The organism is Pantoea sp. BS_8 (genome assembly GCF_041954965.1).
In the GTDB taxonomy this organism is placed as follows: Bacteria; Pseudomonadota; Gammaproteobacteria; order Enterobacterales; family Enterobacteriaceae; genus Pantoea; species Pantoea stewartii.
On sequence record NZ_JAVAXU010000002.1, the window covers coordinates 698,795 to 714,841 of the forward strand.

Here is a 16,047-nt window from a genome sequence, read left to right on the forward strand (position 1 = left end):
CCTAACCCAGAATATGATACTGCCTGGCCTGGCTCATGATCACCTTTGCCAGAACGGTTAAACTGCCCGCATCATTCCGGTCCAGATACCAGGTCTCGTAACGTTTATTATCTGAGATAACAGCAATTCTTTTATGCTGCAGTTGCAGGCGTTTGAGGTAAAGTCTGTCGTCCAGCGTAAAGATGTAGATGCCATCTCCGTCGAATGTCTGCACGCTAATGTCCACAAACAGCTGATCCCGTGGGGCAAATGTGTCTGACATGGCATCGCTGTTCATTGCGATTAACCGAATATGATCGGCCGGGCGGCCGCTGAACAAGATGCGGGCTTCCTCCTGCCCGTATTCGATAGCCTTAATCGTTTCAACGAAGTCATCCCCGACGGGAACCCCCATTGCTGACGTTTGCCCCAGGTCAAAACTGTTAACGCGAAACGTGCTTTTTTGGCACGGCATATCCTGCAGTAAATACGGTTCCGGGGTCTGCTCCATGCCATATTGCAACCATTCTACTCTGACACCCAGTAACTGGCTGAGCGCCAGAAGATTGCCGTTATCGGGCACGGACTGCGCGTTAAACCATTTCCACACGCCGGGTGCGGAAATCTGACAACCCTGCTGTTGCAGCGCACAGGCGACCTGCTTATTTCGGCCATGACCGGTGATGCCCGCACTTTCACACGCGGCGATCAGCCTGGCAGTGAACGCTTGTTTGATACTCTCTTTTTTAACCATCAGTTAATAATCAACCATGAAAGAGGTGCTGAATGTTATTTTCGTTATTGCTACCAGTTCATTTTATATTACCGCCCGTTGACTACCTAACGGCATTGCCAGGCATTTTTGATTATTGTTAACCGTTATTATGCCAAGCGAAGCATAAAATCAGGCGCTAAGCCGCGTCTGACCTCACCTTTCAGTAATCTTGTGTAAAAAATTGCGCCCTACCTTCATCGTTTCTGATGAACAACCTCCCTCTTACTGACTAAAAAGCGGCCAACGGGCGAAAAACTCTACCATTGAGTGGTGCGAAAAAAGCCATCTAAAAAAAACGGGAGCCTGCACAGGCTCCCGTTTTATTCACTAAAATGCGGTTATGCACGCAGGCTGTCGTCTCCCCAGCCAATCCATTTATAGGTCGTCAGCGCCTCCAGGCCCATTGGACCACGGGCATGCAGTTTTTGCGTACTGACCGCGACTTCCGCGCCCAGACCAAACTGTGCCCCGTCGGTAAAGCGCGTGCTGGCGTTGACGTAAACAGCAGACGAGTCAACCTGCTTAACAAAGCGCGCGGCATTTTGTGTGCTGCGTGTCAGGATAGCGTCTGAGTGCTGCGTGCCGTGCTCGCGAATATGCGCGATAGCTTCATCCATATCGGCAACCCGTTTAACGTTGAGATCAAGCGACAGCCATTCATCGTCGTAATCGCCCTGTTGGATGGCGGTAACGCTGGCCGGTCCCTGCTGCAGTTCACTCAGGATACTGGCATCAGCATGCAGCGAAATGTTCTCCTCTGCCATGCGGGCCATAAAAGCGGGCAGAAAGCGCGCCGCCATGGCCGCGTCGATCAGCAGAGTTTCGAGGGAGTTACAGGCACTGGGACGCTGCTTCTTGGCATTCACGATGATATCCAGCGCGGCGTCGATATCCATCGTGTCGTCGATATACATATGGCAAACGCCAATGCCGCCAGTAATCACCGGAATAGTGGAGTGTTCGCGACAGAGTTTGTGCAGTCCGGCGCCCCCTCGCGGAATCAACATATCCACATAGCGGTCCAGTTTTAGCAGTTGATTGACCAGTTCCCGATCCGGATTCTCAATCGCCTGAATGGCAGCTGATGGCAAGCCGTGCTGCTGCAAAGCGTTTTGTATTACCCGGACGGTAGCCGCGTTCGTCCGCCATGTCTCTTTCCCTCCACGCAGGATGGCCGCATTGCCGGTTTTCAGGCACAGGCTCGCCACATCCACCGTGACGTTCGGACGCGCTTCATAAATGACGCCGATCACCCCTAACGGCACCCGGCGGCGCTCAATACGCAAGCCACTGTCCAGTAGACCACCATCGATCACCTGCCCTACCGGATCGCCGAGCCGACAGACCTGGCGAACATCGTGGGCAATCGCACTGAGGCGCGCGGGCGTCAGCGTCAGGCGATCGAGCAATGCGGCGCTCATGCCGTTCTGCCGCGCCTCAGCCAGATCCTGCTCGTTTGCCGCCAGGATCCCCTCGCTTTCTGCCTCAATCCGATCGGCGATAGTCAGTAAAACCTGATTTTTTTCTGCCGCAGACAGATCCGCCAGTTTCCAGGCCGCGGCGCGCGCCGCCTTTCCCATTTCTTCAAGCATGTGTACTCCTTAACTGACGATCATGTCGTCGCGATGCACGGCAACCGGCCCATATTCGTAGCCCAGAATCTCGCTTATCTGTTGACTATGGTGACCCGCAATCATGCGCATCGCATCACTGTTATAGCGCGAGACGCCGTGCGCAATATCGCGCCCCTGCAAACTGCGGATACGGATCACTTCACCACGGGAAAAATTCCCCTGAATCTCGCGGATCCCTTTTGGCAGCAGTGAACTGCCGCGCGCAACAATCGCAGCAAGCGCACCGTCATCCACGGTGATCTCTCCGGCGGGCGGCGCACCGAAAATCCAGCGTTTACGGTTTTCCAGCGGCGTCTGCTGAGCATGAAACAGTGTACCGACGGGCTTGCCCTCAATCACATCGTTGATCACGCCATGACGACTTCCGGCCGCAATAATGACATCAATACCGGCCCGGCAGGCGACATCGGCAGCCTGCAGCTTCGTCGACATGCCGCCCGTGCCCAACCCGGATACGCTTCCGCCCGCCAGTGCGCGCAGTGCGTCGTCAATGATATGCACATCGCTGATTAACTGGGCATCCGGATTACTGCGCGGATCGGCGGTAAACAATCCCTGCTGATCGGTCAGTAGCAACAGTTTGTCTGCCCCGCCCAGCATTGCCGCCAGCGCAGAGAGATTGTCATTATCGCCCACTTTAATTTCCGCCGTGGCAACGGCGTCATTTTCATTGATGACCGGCACAATGTGGTTGTCCAGCAAGGCCCGTAAGGTATCGCGGGCATTGAGGAAGCGTTCGCGATCTTCCATATCAGCACGGGTCAGTAACATCTGCCCGATATGAATACCGTAAATGGAAAACAGCTGTTCCCACAACTGGATCAGACGACTTTGCCCCACCGCAGCTAACAGCTGCTTTGAGGCGATGGTAGGCGGCAGTTCGGGGTAACCCAGATGTTCACGACCGGCCGCCATCGCGCCGGAGGTCACAATCACAATACGATGGCCGGCGGCGTGCTGCTGCGCGCACTGACGCACTAATTCCACCATATGTGCCCGGTTTAACCGACGCGAACCGCCGGTAAGCACGCTGGTACCCAATTTGACCACAAGGGTCTGACTGCCACTCATGTTGTCCTGCCGTAAAAAATTTCTGTGAACCGACTTTTTAACAGGTGCGGTGAGGGAAGCCAACAGCCAGTAAGGGAAAAGCTGCAAATTTTGCAGAGTGCGGAGTAGACCAAAAGTTCCCCTTTAACAACAAAACATAAAAGTTGTCATAAAAACTTCACCATTCATCGGTAAAAAGTCGGTGTTTTACAAATATTTTCACTAATGCCTCAAAAGTTTTCTTGATGTAACAAGGCGGCAAATGAATGCCCCCTGATGCGTTCACTGAGCCATCAGAGAATAAGGCAGCCCTGCCTGCAGCAAGAAAATAGTGAGGATATAAGCATTTTACTCATTGGGATTGATAGCAAATGAAGAAAAGTACACTGGCAATCGTTATTTCTGCTCTGGCGCTGACCTCTGCCGCTCAGGCGGCTGAAGTTTATAACAAAGACGGTAACAAGCTGGATTTCTACGGTAAGGTAAAAGCCGAGCATTACATGAGCGATAATGCTGGTCAAAATGGCGACAAATCATATGTGCGTATCGGTTTCAAAGGCCAGACGCAGATTAACGATATGATGACCGGTTATGGCCAGTGGGAATATCAGTACAATGCTAACAACTCTGAAGGCAGCGATGCTAATACAGGCAACAAAACCCGTCTGGGCTTTGCCGGTCTGAAATTCTCTCAGTACGGTTCATTCGACTATGGCCGTAACTACGGCGTACTGTATGACGTTGAATCGCTGACTGACGTCTTCCCGGAATTTGGTGGTGACGGTACAGCCCGTACGGATAACTTTATGGCGCAGCGCGCTTCTGGCGTCGCCACTTACCGTAACACCAACTTTTTTGGTCTGGTCGATGGTCTGAAGTTTGCCCTGCAGTATCAGGGTAAAGATGACTCGACTTCCGCAAACAGCCGTACCGATATTACACGCCAGAATGGTGATGGCTATGGTGCCTCACTGGGTTATGCGATTGCTGACTCTGGTGTGAGCGTACTGGGTGCAATCACTTCTTCTGACCGTACCAATTCACAACAGGCGGGTGCCTATGGTCATGGCGATAAAGCGACATCATGGGGCACGGGCCTGAAATATGATGCCAACAGTATTTATCTGGCCGCGATTTATACCGAAACCCGCAACATGACGCCTGTCAGTGGAACAAACCGTGTCGCTGGCGGCTCCGTTTCGGGCTCAGCCAACAAAGCAGAAAACCTGGAGCTGGTTGCGCAGTATCAGTTTGACTTCGGCCTGCGTCCTTCTATTGGCTACGTGCAGACCAAGGGCAAAGATATCGAAAACGGTATCGGCAACGAAGACCTGGTTAAATATATCGACGTGGGCGCCACCTACTACTTCAACAAAAACATGTCGACGTTTGTTGATTACAAAATTAACCAACTGGATAAAGACAACAAGCTGGCGCTTAACAACGATGACATCGTTGCTGTCGGCCTGACCTACCAGTTCTGATGAATCTGAGCTTCGCCTGACGAGAGAGGCTGTCGAAGGAATGACGGCCCGCGTGATGGAGAGGTTTAGTGCTTTACCCTCAATGTGAATGTGTCTGTTAAAAGGGCGAGTGATCATCACTCGCCCTTTCCTGTAGGGCAATCTGAGCGGGATCGATCCTGACAACAAAGCCCCCGCAGGGGCTTCAGTTTCAGGCGCTGAGTTTTATCGGTTTTTCATCGAAGTCACTGGCGGGCACCAGATCCAGTTCAAACTCTTTCAACGTCTCTTTTAAACGGCCATGGAAATTACGCAGCGTTTCTTCCACGCGGGCTGAATTATCTTTGCCCTTGATCGTGGCGACAGACCAGTCGCCCTCTTTATCAAACAGGCCAATATGATACACATAGGTAACGTGATCGGCTTGCGCTTCCAGCTCCATCCACCAGCCCCAGAACTCTCGCAGCTCAGGCGCAGGTTTAACATTTACGCAGGCAGCCAGGCAGTCGAAGAAGAAGCGATTTTCACTACATTTTCCATCGCGTATGTAAGGTCCCAGTTCCGTGAAGCGTTTAAGCAGGCGACTGCGGGGATGACCACTCGGTAACGTCATGCTAATTCTCCATTAGGACAGGCTTTATATCTCGAACCGCAGCAGCCATGCTGCATTGTCTTGCAACGATCCGAATGATTCCAGCTAGTAGTTGTAGCAAACACTGTCAATTTTGCCAGCTATCTTTTCAAACGTTGTGCCAGCCAGTCGCAGATTTCATTCAGGGCGCTATCGAAACTGGCCGCTACCGGTTTTACCGGAATTAACAACGCTTTACCTTGTGGTGAAGAGCTGGCAATCAGTTTGCTTTCCTCCTCAGGGCTGAAGAGATCGTTGGACCAGTATGCTGACAGCATGGGCGTGGCAGTTCGACGTCCCAGTAGCCCCTGATTTTTCAGCGAGTAGCTGAGCAGTTCCGCCCGCAAGGCGCTGTCTGTACTGCCTGCCATGCCAAGTCGGCTGGCCAGCATGTCCATATACATATCCGGTACTTTGTTTTGCAAGGTATTTTGTGTCAGCAGGCTGTGCACGATGGGCCCGAGACAGGCTACGGCTCGCAGACGCGGCGCTTCCAGATAGGCAAGACGAACGGCGACATTAGCACCGAAGCGAAAACCCAGCGCCGCTACGCGCGTGTGATCGATCCACGGAACAGAAGCCAGATCGCGCAGCACCTGCTGATGCAGAAAGCTGGTATCCTGGCTGAGCTTCCACTTGATGGCGTTCCCGACGGACGGCATATCCAGCGTCAGCATAGCGATGCCGCGCGGCGCAAGATAATCGTGGAAGAGACGATAGTGGTCAGTTTGCAGCGAGTCCAGCGCACCGCAAAACATTACGGTCGGATAAGGGGCTTCCACGCCAGGCGGCATATGCAAAAAGCCGCTGACGGGGCTGCCTCCTTCAATGTGGAAGGTCAGCGTTTTGAGTTCCCCGGGTAAGCGGCGGGTCGCTTCTTCATAAGCGCGGCTGGCCAGGGCCTGCGCCTGATCCGCCAGTTCATCGCCTTTAATATAGGGGTACGCGGCCACACTGTAGAGATGAGACGCGTGCAGCCAGTCATGCCCGGCCTGGTCGTGGGCGTCCTCTTTCGCGTCCAGCGCACGTTGTTGCCAGCGACCTGCCTGTCTGCTCCACTCGTAGTTCCAGTTACCGTTGCGATAACCTATTACCGTATCCAGTAGCGCAGGGTTGGTGTGCTCAACATCGCTGATTGCAATACGCGCCAGTACCTCGCTGATCTCCTGCGCGGGCACGCCCCGCCATGTCCACATCAGCTTATTAAGCATCCGATACCAGCCGCGCCGGCTGTCTCCATCCAGAGCAGAATGCACTTCATGCGTGGCATGCCGACGCAGGCGTACCAGCGACGACGTTTCGGGATGTTTAAAGCGAGGTTTAAACAGCTCAACGCTCAGGTTTTTGCCAGACATATCACCTCTCTAACAACACAGACAGCAGCAGTTAAGTTTACTGTACTGCACGGCAAGTCGCGAGGCGCAGAAAGCACAACGCCCGGAAAACCGGGCGTTGTTTGTGTTGCGTCAATCAGCCTTTGACAATCGGTGGAATATAAACCACGCCCATGTCCCATGGCTGTTCGATCCAGGTGTTCTGCGGAATATCAACGATATAGTCATCAACCAGCGCACGTCCGGCAGGCTTTGCAAAGATGGTGCAGAAGCGCGCTTTCGGATACATCTCACGGATGGCTTGTGCGGTACCGCCGGTATCCACAAGGTCGTCAATCACGATAAAGCCTTCACCATCGCCTTCGGCGCGTTTCAGGACTTTCATTTCACGCTGATGATCGTGGTCATAGCTGGAAATACACACGGTATCGACATAGCGAATACCCAGTTCACGTGCCAGCAGCGAAGCCGGTACCAGACCGCCGCGACTCACTGCAATAATGCCTTTCCACTGTTCAACAGGCAGCAGGCGTTGAGCCAGTTTACGGGCATGAATCTGCAGCATGTCCCAGGTAACGACGTATTTTTCGCTCATAAATAGGAATCCCAGCCAGTCAGTGTGGCTTAAAAAATGTGCAACGGGGAAAAGGTTGCGCGAGATTATAAGGACATGACGCGCTAAAAACCAGCACCTGGCGGCTGGTTGCGGTTTTTTAGCGCGGTGAATGACACACAGAACGAAAAACAGTGATATTCTCGCCCTATCTCGTCAGTTCACTGACGGCGATCTTTCACTGGAACTTCGCACTGTCCGGCAAAGCCGGCGCACTGACACAGGAGACTTGTCGTGTCTGAATTGTCTCAACTCTCTCCACAGCCGCTGTGGGATTTTTTCGCCAAAATCTGCTCGATTCCTCATCCCTCTTTTCATGAAGAAGCGCTGGCTAACTACATTGTTAACTGGGCCAAAGAACAAGGCTTCTGGTGTGAGCGCGATCAGGTCGGCAATATCCTGATTCGTAAACCTGCGACCGCCGGTATGGAAAAACGCACGCCCGTGGCCCTGCAGGCACACCTTGATATGGTGCCGCAGAAAAATAACGATACCGTTCACGACTTCACCAAAGATCCTATTCAGCCGTATGTCGATGGCGAATGGGTGAAAGCGCGCGGGACGACGCTGGGCGCCGACAACGGGATTGGTATGGCCTCGGCCCTTGCGGTACTGGCGGACAACAGCCTGACCCATGGCCCGCTGGAAGTCCTGCTCACCATGACCGAAGAAACCGGTATGGACGGTGCTTTTGGTTTACAGCCAGGCTGGCTGCAGGCTGACATTTTGATCAACACCGATTCGGAAGAAGAAGGTGAGATCTACATGGGTTGCGCAGGCGGCATCGATTTCATCACAACCCTGCCCCTGACGCGCGAAGCGGTTCCTGCCGGTTTTGAAACCCTGAAGTTCACCCTGAAAGGGCTGCGTGGCGGTCACTCGGGTGCGGATATTCATATGGGCCTGGGGAATGCCAATAAGTTGCTGGCCCGTTTCCTGACCGCGCATGCGGCAGAGCTGGATCTTCGCCTGATTGCGTTCACCGGCGGTACACTGCGCAACGCGATTCCTCGCGAAGCCTTTGCAACCGTTTCTGTCGACAGCAGCAAAGTGGATAACCTCAAATCAGCCGCCGCCAGCTTCCTGGCTGCGGTACAGAATGAGCACGGCGTGAAAGAGAAGAATATTGCTTTCGTCAGCGAGCCGGTTGCCCATCAGGGCGAGGCGCTGAGCCGTGAAAGCCGCGATCGCTTCCTGAATTTGTTAAACAGCACTCCGAACGGCGTGATCCGCAATTCTGATGTCGCCAAAGGCGTTGTGGAAACCTCACTCAATGTGGGCGTTGTGACGATGGATGCCGACAAAGCGGAAATTAACTGTCTGATTCGTTCGCTGATCGACACGGGACGTGATTATGTGGTGCAGATGCTGACCTCACTCGGCCAGCTGGCGGGCGCGCAGACCAAACCAAAAGGCGGCTATCCTGGCTGGCAGCCCGATGCCGACTCGCCCATCATGGCCCTGACGCGTGAAACCTATGTCGCCCTGTTTGGCAAAACACCCAATATTCAGGTGATCCACGCGGGTCTGGAATGTGGCTTGTTTAAAAAACCCTATCCCAACATGGATATGGTTTCGATCGGCCCAACCATCACAGGTCCGCACTCTCCCGATGAGCAGGTCCATATCGAAAGCGTTGGCCTGTACTGGAAGCTGCTGACTACACTGCTGAATGTGGTGCCGGAGAAATAAAATCCGTACGCCATAAGATTAAGGGCTTATATTCTGCATAAGCCCTTTTTTTTGCGCCTCGCTCGCCTTTCCGCCGTCACACTTACCCGAGCATTAGCTTTCGTCACCCGTCGCTAAAACAGTTTAAAGCGTTTCTCCGGGGTGCAGATTGGCATTTTCTGTTGCAACGCCAGTGTAATAATGTCGGGAATCCCTCTTTTCCCGGCCGCGTTTTAACACCATTGCGCTAGTCGGGAATCGTTCGTCTGACACGACCCGAGGACGCATGAAGACCTTATTACTCACCAAAGAAGATGTCCGACAGCTCATCAGCATTGATGATGTCATTGAAGCCGTCGACGAAGCCTACAGGGCCTTTAACGGCGGCCTGGTGGAACAGCCTGACTATATCGGCCTGCACCTGCCCGCCCCCCGTGGCGAGATTGATTTTAAAACCTGCTATTACCGCACCAACGAACTGATTTCGATGAAAGCCTCCTCCGGCGGTTTTTCAGAAAACCCGTCCCGTCCTGGTCTGCCGAGCGGTATGGGCACGATCATCCTGTTTGATGCCCAAAGCGGCGCCCTGTGCTGTGTGATGGACGGTAGCCTGATTACCGGTCTGCGAACCGGTGCGTCGGGCGCTGTTTCCGTCAGAGCACTGGCACGTAAAAATGCCAAAAAAATCGCCGCGATTGGCACTGGCAATCAGGCGAGAATGCAAATCCAGGCGATCGCCCGGGTAATGGATATTGAGGAAATCCATGCCTGGAGCCGAACGCCAGCCACCCGTCAGGCTTTCAAAGCGGACATTGAAAGCACCACAGGTATTCCGGTCATTATCGCGGACAGCTGTCAGGCGGCGGTCGGGCAAGCCGATATTCTTATCACCACCACCCGGGGCAAAGGACCGCTGATTGAGGCCGACTGGATTCCGCCCGGCACGCATATCATCGCCATTGGCACCGATCAGCGCGGTAAACAGGAGTTTGACCCGCAGATTTTTAGTCGGGCAAAAGTGATCGTGGATTCCCTGCCCCAGTGCACGCAGAAAGGAGAAACCTGGCATGCGCTGGACAGAAATATCATCAGTGAAAACGCGATCCATGCCGAAATCGGGGAAATTTTGTCCGGGACGAAACCGGGCCGGGAAAACGATCGGGAAATTACCTTCTTTGACTCCACCGGGCTTGCCATTCAGGACAACACGACAGCCGGGCGCATTTACCGCAAGGCCCTTGAAAAAGGCTACGGAACCGGATTTGCATTTTTTGAATAACGTTTCGTTCAGACGAAGGTAATGTATATGACGCGTTCGTACCCCACCCTGCAGGACATTCATGACGCACAGCAGCGCATCGCTGCCCATATTCGCCATACGCCGTTACTCCGCGCTGAAAAAATTGAAAAACGGGTCGGCTGTGAGCTTTACCTCAAGCCGGAGACGTTGCAGATTACCGGCGCGTTTAAAATACGGGGCGCACTGAATAAGGTCCTTTCTCTGCCCGTTGAGGCGTTTGCCAACGGCATGATTTCCAGTTCATCAGGCAATCATGCCCAGGGCCTGTCTTATGCAGGCAGAATGCTGGGCGTAAAGGTCATTCTGGTGCTGCCGGTCACAACGCCGCAAATCAAAATCGACAATACGCGCGCCCTGGGCGCAGAGGTGATTCTCTTCGATGGCGACAATGCGTCCCGCTGGAAGAAGGTGTATGAAATTGCCGAGCTCAACAATTATGCGGTAGTGCATGGCTTTGAAGATCCGATGGTCATGGCGGGCCAGGGAACGATCGGCTGCGAAATCCTGCATGATTTGCCAGATGTGGATACCGTGATTGTGCCGCTGGGCGGTGGCGGACTTCTCTCCGGTGTGGCCACCGCAATCAAAGAAACCCGCCCTGCCGTCAGAGTGATTGGCGCGGAACCCGCTCTGACCCCGAAATATTACCAAAGTCGGATCAACAAACAGCCAACGTCACTGCCGCTGCTCAATACTATTGCGGATGGCTTAAGACTCAGCGTGCCGGGCCGCAATCCCTACCCGATTATTGAAAAGTACGTAGATGAGATTGTGCTGGTTGACGACGAGCATATTACTCAGGGCATGCGGGTGCTGGCCAGTGAGGCAAAATTGATTGCCGAGCCCGCGGCCTCCATCGGCCTTGGCGCGTTGCTGGCGGGATCGGTCAGCCTGAAGCCCGCTGAGAAAGTCTGTGTACTGTTAACGGGCGGTAACTGGGATCTGGCCGACCTCGCCGAAATCTATGCCGTGAAGTAACCGCGACGGATGCGATGCGTTCTTGCACGTGGTGAAGTCTGCGACAAAACCACGTCGCATTTTCCTATCCTGAGATAAAAGCGCATCCGTTTAAAAAAGACTGACGCCCAGGCGCAGCATAATCCGCTGGGTTAAGGCGACTTCTTACCGTTAAATCACCAACTTGCTGCGCTTAGTCAGCTTTAGCCGCCATTATGTCCAGATGTCTGGATGGCTAATAAATTTCTGTGCTAACTTATGCGCTTTCGTTAGTTGCCGCACCGGTAGCTTCGGGAAAAAATGCGATCAGTGACTTTAATGGAGAGCTCCGTGATGCGTGCAGTCAATCGCCTTGAGATGCGTAACATCTCTATCGATTTCGGCGGATTTGCCGCGTTAACCTCAGTGGATTTTCTGACGGAAGGTCACTCGGTTCATGCCCTGACCGGGGCCAATGGCGCGGGTAAATCCACCCTGATGGCGGTACTCTCCGGTGCCCACAGTCACTATCACGGTGAGATTCTGCTGGACGGCCAGCCTGTGTCGATTCGCAGCCCGCGTGACGCCAAAAAGCTCGGCATTCACCTGGTGCAGCAGGAAGTGGATGTTGCGCTGGTGCCCCAGTTAAGCGTGGCCGAGAACATTCTGCTGGATCAGCTGGCCGAACCGGGCCATGGCTTTCGCTGGGGCGATATGCGTCGTCAGGCGCGAGACCTGCTGGCGCAGCTGGATGCCACGATTGATGTCAGACGCCCGGTCGAACGTTGTTCGCTGGCGGAAAAGCAGCAGATCCTGCTGGCCAGAGCCCTGTCGCACCACTGCCGCTTTCTGATTCTTGATGAACCCACTGCCCCACTCGACCAACACGAAAGCGAGCGCCTGTTCGCCGTAGTTCGTCGCCTGCAGACCAGCGGTATTGGCGTGATATTTATCTCTCACCGTATTCACGAACTGAAAGCCATCTGCGATCGCCTGACGGTACTGCGCGATGGCCGCCTGGTGGAAAGTAGCCCAATGGCTTCCCTGAGCGGTGAGCAAATCGTTGAAAAAATGCTGGGTCATCCGTTGACCGATATCTATCCTCCGCGCCGGCCATTGCAGTCCTCATCCGTACTCATGGCGGTGGAAGGATTACATGATGAACACCTGCTCCGGAACATCTCACTGCGTTTACACAAGGGCGAGATTCTGGGTATTGCCGGGCTGGCCGGGGCTGGCAAAACCGAACTCTGCAAAGCGTTATTTGGTGCCAGTAAAAGCCGGGTTACCCGCGGTGAACTGCACGGTAAACGCTGGAAACCGCGAGCGCCACACGATTCCGTGAGTCAGCGCATGGCACTGGTGCCGGAAGAGCGCCGCAAAGAGGGCATCTTCATTGACGAATCGGTGGCGATGAACCTCAGTATCAGCGCAGACGACAGTTTTTCCCGCTGGAGCCTGTTCGGCCATCGTCAGGCCTGGCGCTGGGCGGAAGCGGTGATCCGTCGTCTTAACGTGCGTACGACTGGCCCCGCCCAACCGTTACGTCGGCTTTCCGGCGGCAATCAACAAAAGGTGGCGATTGGCAAATGGTTACGCAATAACGCCGATGTCCTGATTTTCGACGAACCGACCAAAGGCGTGGACGTAAAAGCCAAAACGGAACTGTTCACGCTAATCAGCAACCTTGCCCATGAAGGTAAAGGGATCATTTACGCCTCTGGCGAATTTTCTGAACTGGTCGGCTTATGCGACCGTATTTGTGTGCTCTGGGACGGACGTATTGTGGCGGAATTAGACGGACAACGCGCCACGGAGGAGACACTTTTGCTCTATTCCACCGGAGGAACCCCTGCGTGAGCAGTAAAGAGTTAGCCCTGAATTCCGCATCGCCATCGCTGCGCCATCAGCTGTTCGATTTCCTCTATAAGTGGGGCATGTTGCTGACGGTGGTGATATTGATCGCTGCCTTTGGCCTGGCTTCCGACAGCTTTCTGGAACCGAACAATATCGTCAATATTTTGCGGTCTATCGCCATCGTAACCGTGATTGCCGTGGGCGTTTCTGTATCCCTCACCGTTGGCGGCTTCGACCTTTCGGTGGGCTCTACCGCGTCACTGGCAAACGCCCTGGTCATTTCGCTGTTTGTCTGGTACGGCTTCGATACCACGGCGGCGATCGCCATCACTCTGGCGCTGTGCACGCTGGTGGGGCTGTTTAACGCCTTTCTGATCGTCGTGCTGCGCATTCCCGACATGCTGGCCACACTGGCCACCCTGTTTGTGATTCAGGGCGTCGCCATGACCTACAGCTTTGGCGGCTCGATTACGGAAAACATGGTGCTGCCCAGCGGCGATATGGCGGAAGGCACCATTCCTGCTGCCTTTAACCTGTTGGGTCAGGTACCTACGATCGTGATTATCATGCTGGTGGTGACCGTGGTGGCACAGCTGGCGCTGTCGCTGACCAAACACGGCCGCCGCATGTATGCGCTGGGCGGAAACCCCGAAGCCGCCCGACTTTCCGGTATTCGCACCACGCGTTATCGCGTTCTGGCCTATGTGATTGCCTCACTACTGGCCGGACTGGGCGGTATTCTGCTGGCCTCACGCATTGGATCGTCTCAGGTTAACGCCGGTAGCGGTTATCTGATGGACGCCGTGGCTGCCGCCTGGATCGGCTTTTCACTGGCCGGCTCCGGTAAGCCGAATGCGCTGGGTACGCTGGTCGGGGCCGTCATTTTAGGGGTTCTGCAAAACGGCCTGGTGATGTTATCTGTGCCCTATTACGCCATGGACATTATCAAAGGATTAGTGCTGGCCTTAGCGCTGGCCATCACTTATGTACAGCGTCGTTAAGACGCGTTCTTCTACTGGAGTTAAGAATAATGAAAAAGATAACACTCTCGCTGCTGGCCCTGAGCCTGTTAAACGCCAGTGCCGCGTTTGCCGACACCATAACACCTGTCCCTGCCGCCATCGCCAATCATGAAGGGCCGATTCGTATTGCCGTCATCCGTAACCTCGGTTCCGACGACAACACGACCCAGTTTGTGGCAGGCGCGATTCAGCAGGGTCGCCAGTTGGGCTTCAAAGTCAGCACCTTCCTCAGCAACGGTGATGACGCGCGTTTTCAGGATTTTGTTAATCAGGCGATCAGCCAAAAATACGACGGTATTGTGCTGTCACACGGCAAAGCGCCCTATGCCAGCGCACTGGTAAAACGCATCGCTGACGCGGGCATTAAAGTGTCGGTATTTGACACACCGGTAGACAACCCGATTCCCGGCGTGACGGTGACCGCCCAGGATGACGCCTCGCTGGCGCAGCTCTCCCTGGGGCAGTTGATCAAAGACTTCAACGGCAAAGCTAACATCGTGAAGTTATGGGTCGCCGGTTTCCCGCCGATGGAACGCCGTCAGGTGGTGTATGAAAAATTATTAAAAGAAAACCCAGGCATTCATCAGCTAGAGTCCATTGGTGCCGTATCAACGGATGTCCAGGGCGACACGGCCAACAAAGTGGGCGCGATTCTGGCGAAATACCCGAAAGGCAAGATTGACGCCATCTGGGGCGCATGGGATGCCTTCAGCCAGGGCGCGTATAAAGCGTTGCAGGAAAATGGCCGCACCGAGATCAAGCTGTACAGCATTGATGTTTCCAATCAGGATTTGCAGCTGATGCGCCAGAAAGGCAGCCCGTGGGTGCAGACCGTCGCGGTCGATCCGAAAACTATCGGTGCCGTGAATATGCGCCTGGTGGCGAACAAGATCGCCGGTGAAACCACGCCTGCAACGTATGAATTTAAAGCGTCGTCGATTTCACAACAGGCGCTCGACAGCCATCCTGGCGCAGTGAATGTCGCGTCGCTTAACAAGATCATTCCGGGCTGGGGCAGCAATAACGATTTTGTCCAGCCGTGGTTTGCGACGCTAGAAGCAAAATATAAGAAGTAATGGGGTGTTGGTGGCGCTTGCGCGGGGCGGTTAATTCGCTGCGCGAGGTGGCTGGTTTGTGTCGCTGACGGCTTGTGAAGCGCTGAGAGGGTTTGAGTCGCTGACGGCTTATGAAACGCTGAGAGGGTTTCGCCCGCCAGGCGGCCGGGAGTTTCAGTCTGCCCGGTGCGGGCGACCGACAAGGTCTCCCGTCCTGCCCAACTCTCCCGCTTTGAGATTTGCGTCTGTTCAGCCGTTTTTATTGCTTTGGATACAGATAATGAGTTGCAGTGATGCTTGCGCGAGCAGGCGTTGAGAAGGTTTGAGTCGCTGACAGCTTATGAAGCGCTGAGAGGGTTTCGCTCGCCAGGCGGCCTGGAGTTTCAGCCTGCCCGGTGCGGGCGACCGACAAGGGGCCGCCAGCCGCCGCGGCCCCTTGACCCCGGGCTCCCGTCCTGCCCACCCGCCGCTTTGAGATTCGTGCCTGATCAAGCGTTTTTATTGCTTTGGATACCGATAATTGATGCTTGTGCGAGAAGTCTTTTCAGGCACTGAGAAGGGTTGAGTCGCTGACAGCTGATGAAGCGCTGAGAGGGTTTCGCTCGCCAGGCGGCCTGGAGTTTCAGTCTGCCCGGTGCGGGCGACCGACAAGGGGCCGCCAGCCGCCGCGGCCCCTTGCCCCCGGGCTCCCGTCCTGCCCACCCGCCGCTGCGCGGTGCCTTCGCTC

13 protein-coding genes are annotated in these 16,047 nt (G+C 54.6%); 7 read left to right on the plus strand and 6 right to left on the minus strand.

Features of this window, described 5'->3' with window-relative positions; all coding sequences use genetic code 11:
• Position 1 precedes the first annotated feature (1 nt).
• The 3 genes from RAC65_RS08810 to proB all read right to left on the minus strand — a co-directional run bounded on the left by RAC65_RS08810 (position 2) and on the right by proB (position 3,459).
• Entirely contained in the window at positions 2-733 is a 732-nt protein-coding gene (locus tag RAC65_RS08810; RefSeq protein ID WP_039338546.1) for a S24 family peptidase, read from the minus strand.
• 359 nt (positions 734-1,092) lie between these two features.
• On the minus strand, positions 1,093-2,346 hold the full coding sequence (gene proA, locus RAC65_RS08815) for a glutamate-5-semialdehyde dehydrogenase (protein ID WP_375096595.1): 1,254 nt from the start codon (positions 2,344-2,346) through the stop codon (positions 1,093-1,095).
• Positions 2,347-2,355: 9 nt separating this feature from the next.
• Positions 2,356-3,459 (minus strand): glutamate 5-kinase, encoded by a 1,104-nt coding sequence (proB, locus tag RAC65_RS08820; RefSeq protein WP_033738564.1) that lies wholly within the window; start codon positions 3,457-3,459, stop codon positions 2,356-2,358.
• A 350-nt stretch (positions 3,460-3,809) separates the two neighbouring features.
• On the opposite strand from proB, the gene ompC reads away from it, so the two are divergent.
• Complete coding sequence (ompC, locus tag RAC65_RS08825) at positions 3,810-4,922, plus strand: porin OmpC (protein WP_375096596.1); 1,113 nt, start codon at positions 3,810-3,812, stop codon at positions 4,920-4,922.
• 190 nt (positions 4,923-5,112) lie between these two features.
• Here ompC and crl read toward each other — a convergent pair whose 3' ends face one another.
• The 3 genes from crl to gpt all read right to left on the minus strand — a co-directional run bounded on the left by crl (position 5,113) and on the right by gpt (position 7,461).
• Complete coding sequence (crl, locus tag RAC65_RS08830; protein ID WP_006118055.1) at positions 5,113-5,514, minus strand: sigma factor-binding protein Crl; 402 nt, start codon at positions 5,512-5,514, stop codon at positions 5,113-5,115.
• 119 nt (positions 5,515-5,633) lie between these two features.
• Positions 5,634-6,887, minus strand: a complete 1,254-nt coding sequence (frsA, locus tag RAC65_RS08835; protein ID WP_110268573.1) for an esterase FrsA — start codon at positions 6,885-6,887, stop codon at positions 5,634-5,636.
• A 115-nt stretch (positions 6,888-7,002) separates the two neighbouring features.
• Complete coding sequence (gene gpt, locus RAC65_RS08840) at positions 7,003-7,461, minus strand: xanthine phosphoribosyltransferase (protein WP_006118053.1); 459 nt, start codon at positions 7,459-7,461, stop codon at positions 7,003-7,005.
• 252 nt (positions 7,462-7,713) lie between these two features.
• On the opposite strand from gpt, the gene pepD reads away from it, so the two are divergent.
• The 6 genes from pepD (at position 7,714) to RAC65_RS08870 (ending at position 15,341) form a co-directional block, all read left to right on the plus strand.
• Positions 7,714-9,171: a beta-Ala-His dipeptidase gene (pepD, locus tag RAC65_RS08845; protein WP_033738557.1), complete on the plus strand. Its 1,458-nt coding sequence runs from the start codon at positions 7,714-7,716 to the stop codon at positions 9,169-9,171.
• Positions 9,172-9,436: 265 nt separating this feature from the next.
• Positions 9,437-10,429 (plus strand): ornithine cyclodeaminase family protein, encoded by a 993-nt coding sequence (locus tag RAC65_RS08850; RefSeq protein ID WP_375096597.1) that lies wholly within the window; start codon positions 9,437-9,439, stop codon positions 10,427-10,429.
• Between the two features lie 27 nt (positions 10,430-10,456).
• A complete protein-coding gene (locus tag RAC65_RS08855) occupies positions 10,457-11,428 on the plus strand; it encodes a threonine/serine dehydratase (RefSeq protein ID WP_039338555.1) in 972 nt (323 codons plus the stop codon).
• A gap of 312 nt (positions 11,429-11,740) precedes the next feature.
• The gene (locus RAC65_RS08860; protein ID WP_375096612.1) at positions 11,741-13,246 is read left to right on the plus strand and encodes a sugar ABC transporter ATP-binding protein; all 1,506 of its coding nucleotides are present in this window, start codon (positions 11,741-11,743) and stop codon (positions 13,244-13,246) included.
• Positions 13,243-14,244: an ABC transporter permease gene (locus tag RAC65_RS08865; RefSeq protein WP_054634454.1), complete on the plus strand. Its 1,002-nt coding sequence runs from the start codon at positions 13,243-13,245 to the stop codon at positions 14,242-14,244. Before RAC65_RS08860 ends, RAC65_RS08865 begins: the two co-directional genes overlap by 4 nt.
• 29 nt (positions 14,245-14,273) lie before the next feature.
• Positions 14,274-15,341, plus strand: coding sequence for a sugar ABC transporter substrate-binding protein (locus RAC65_RS08870; protein WP_039338561.1), 1,068 nt, complete (start codon positions 14,274-14,276; stop codon positions 15,339-15,341).
• Positions 15,342-16,047: the final 706 nt, after the last annotated feature.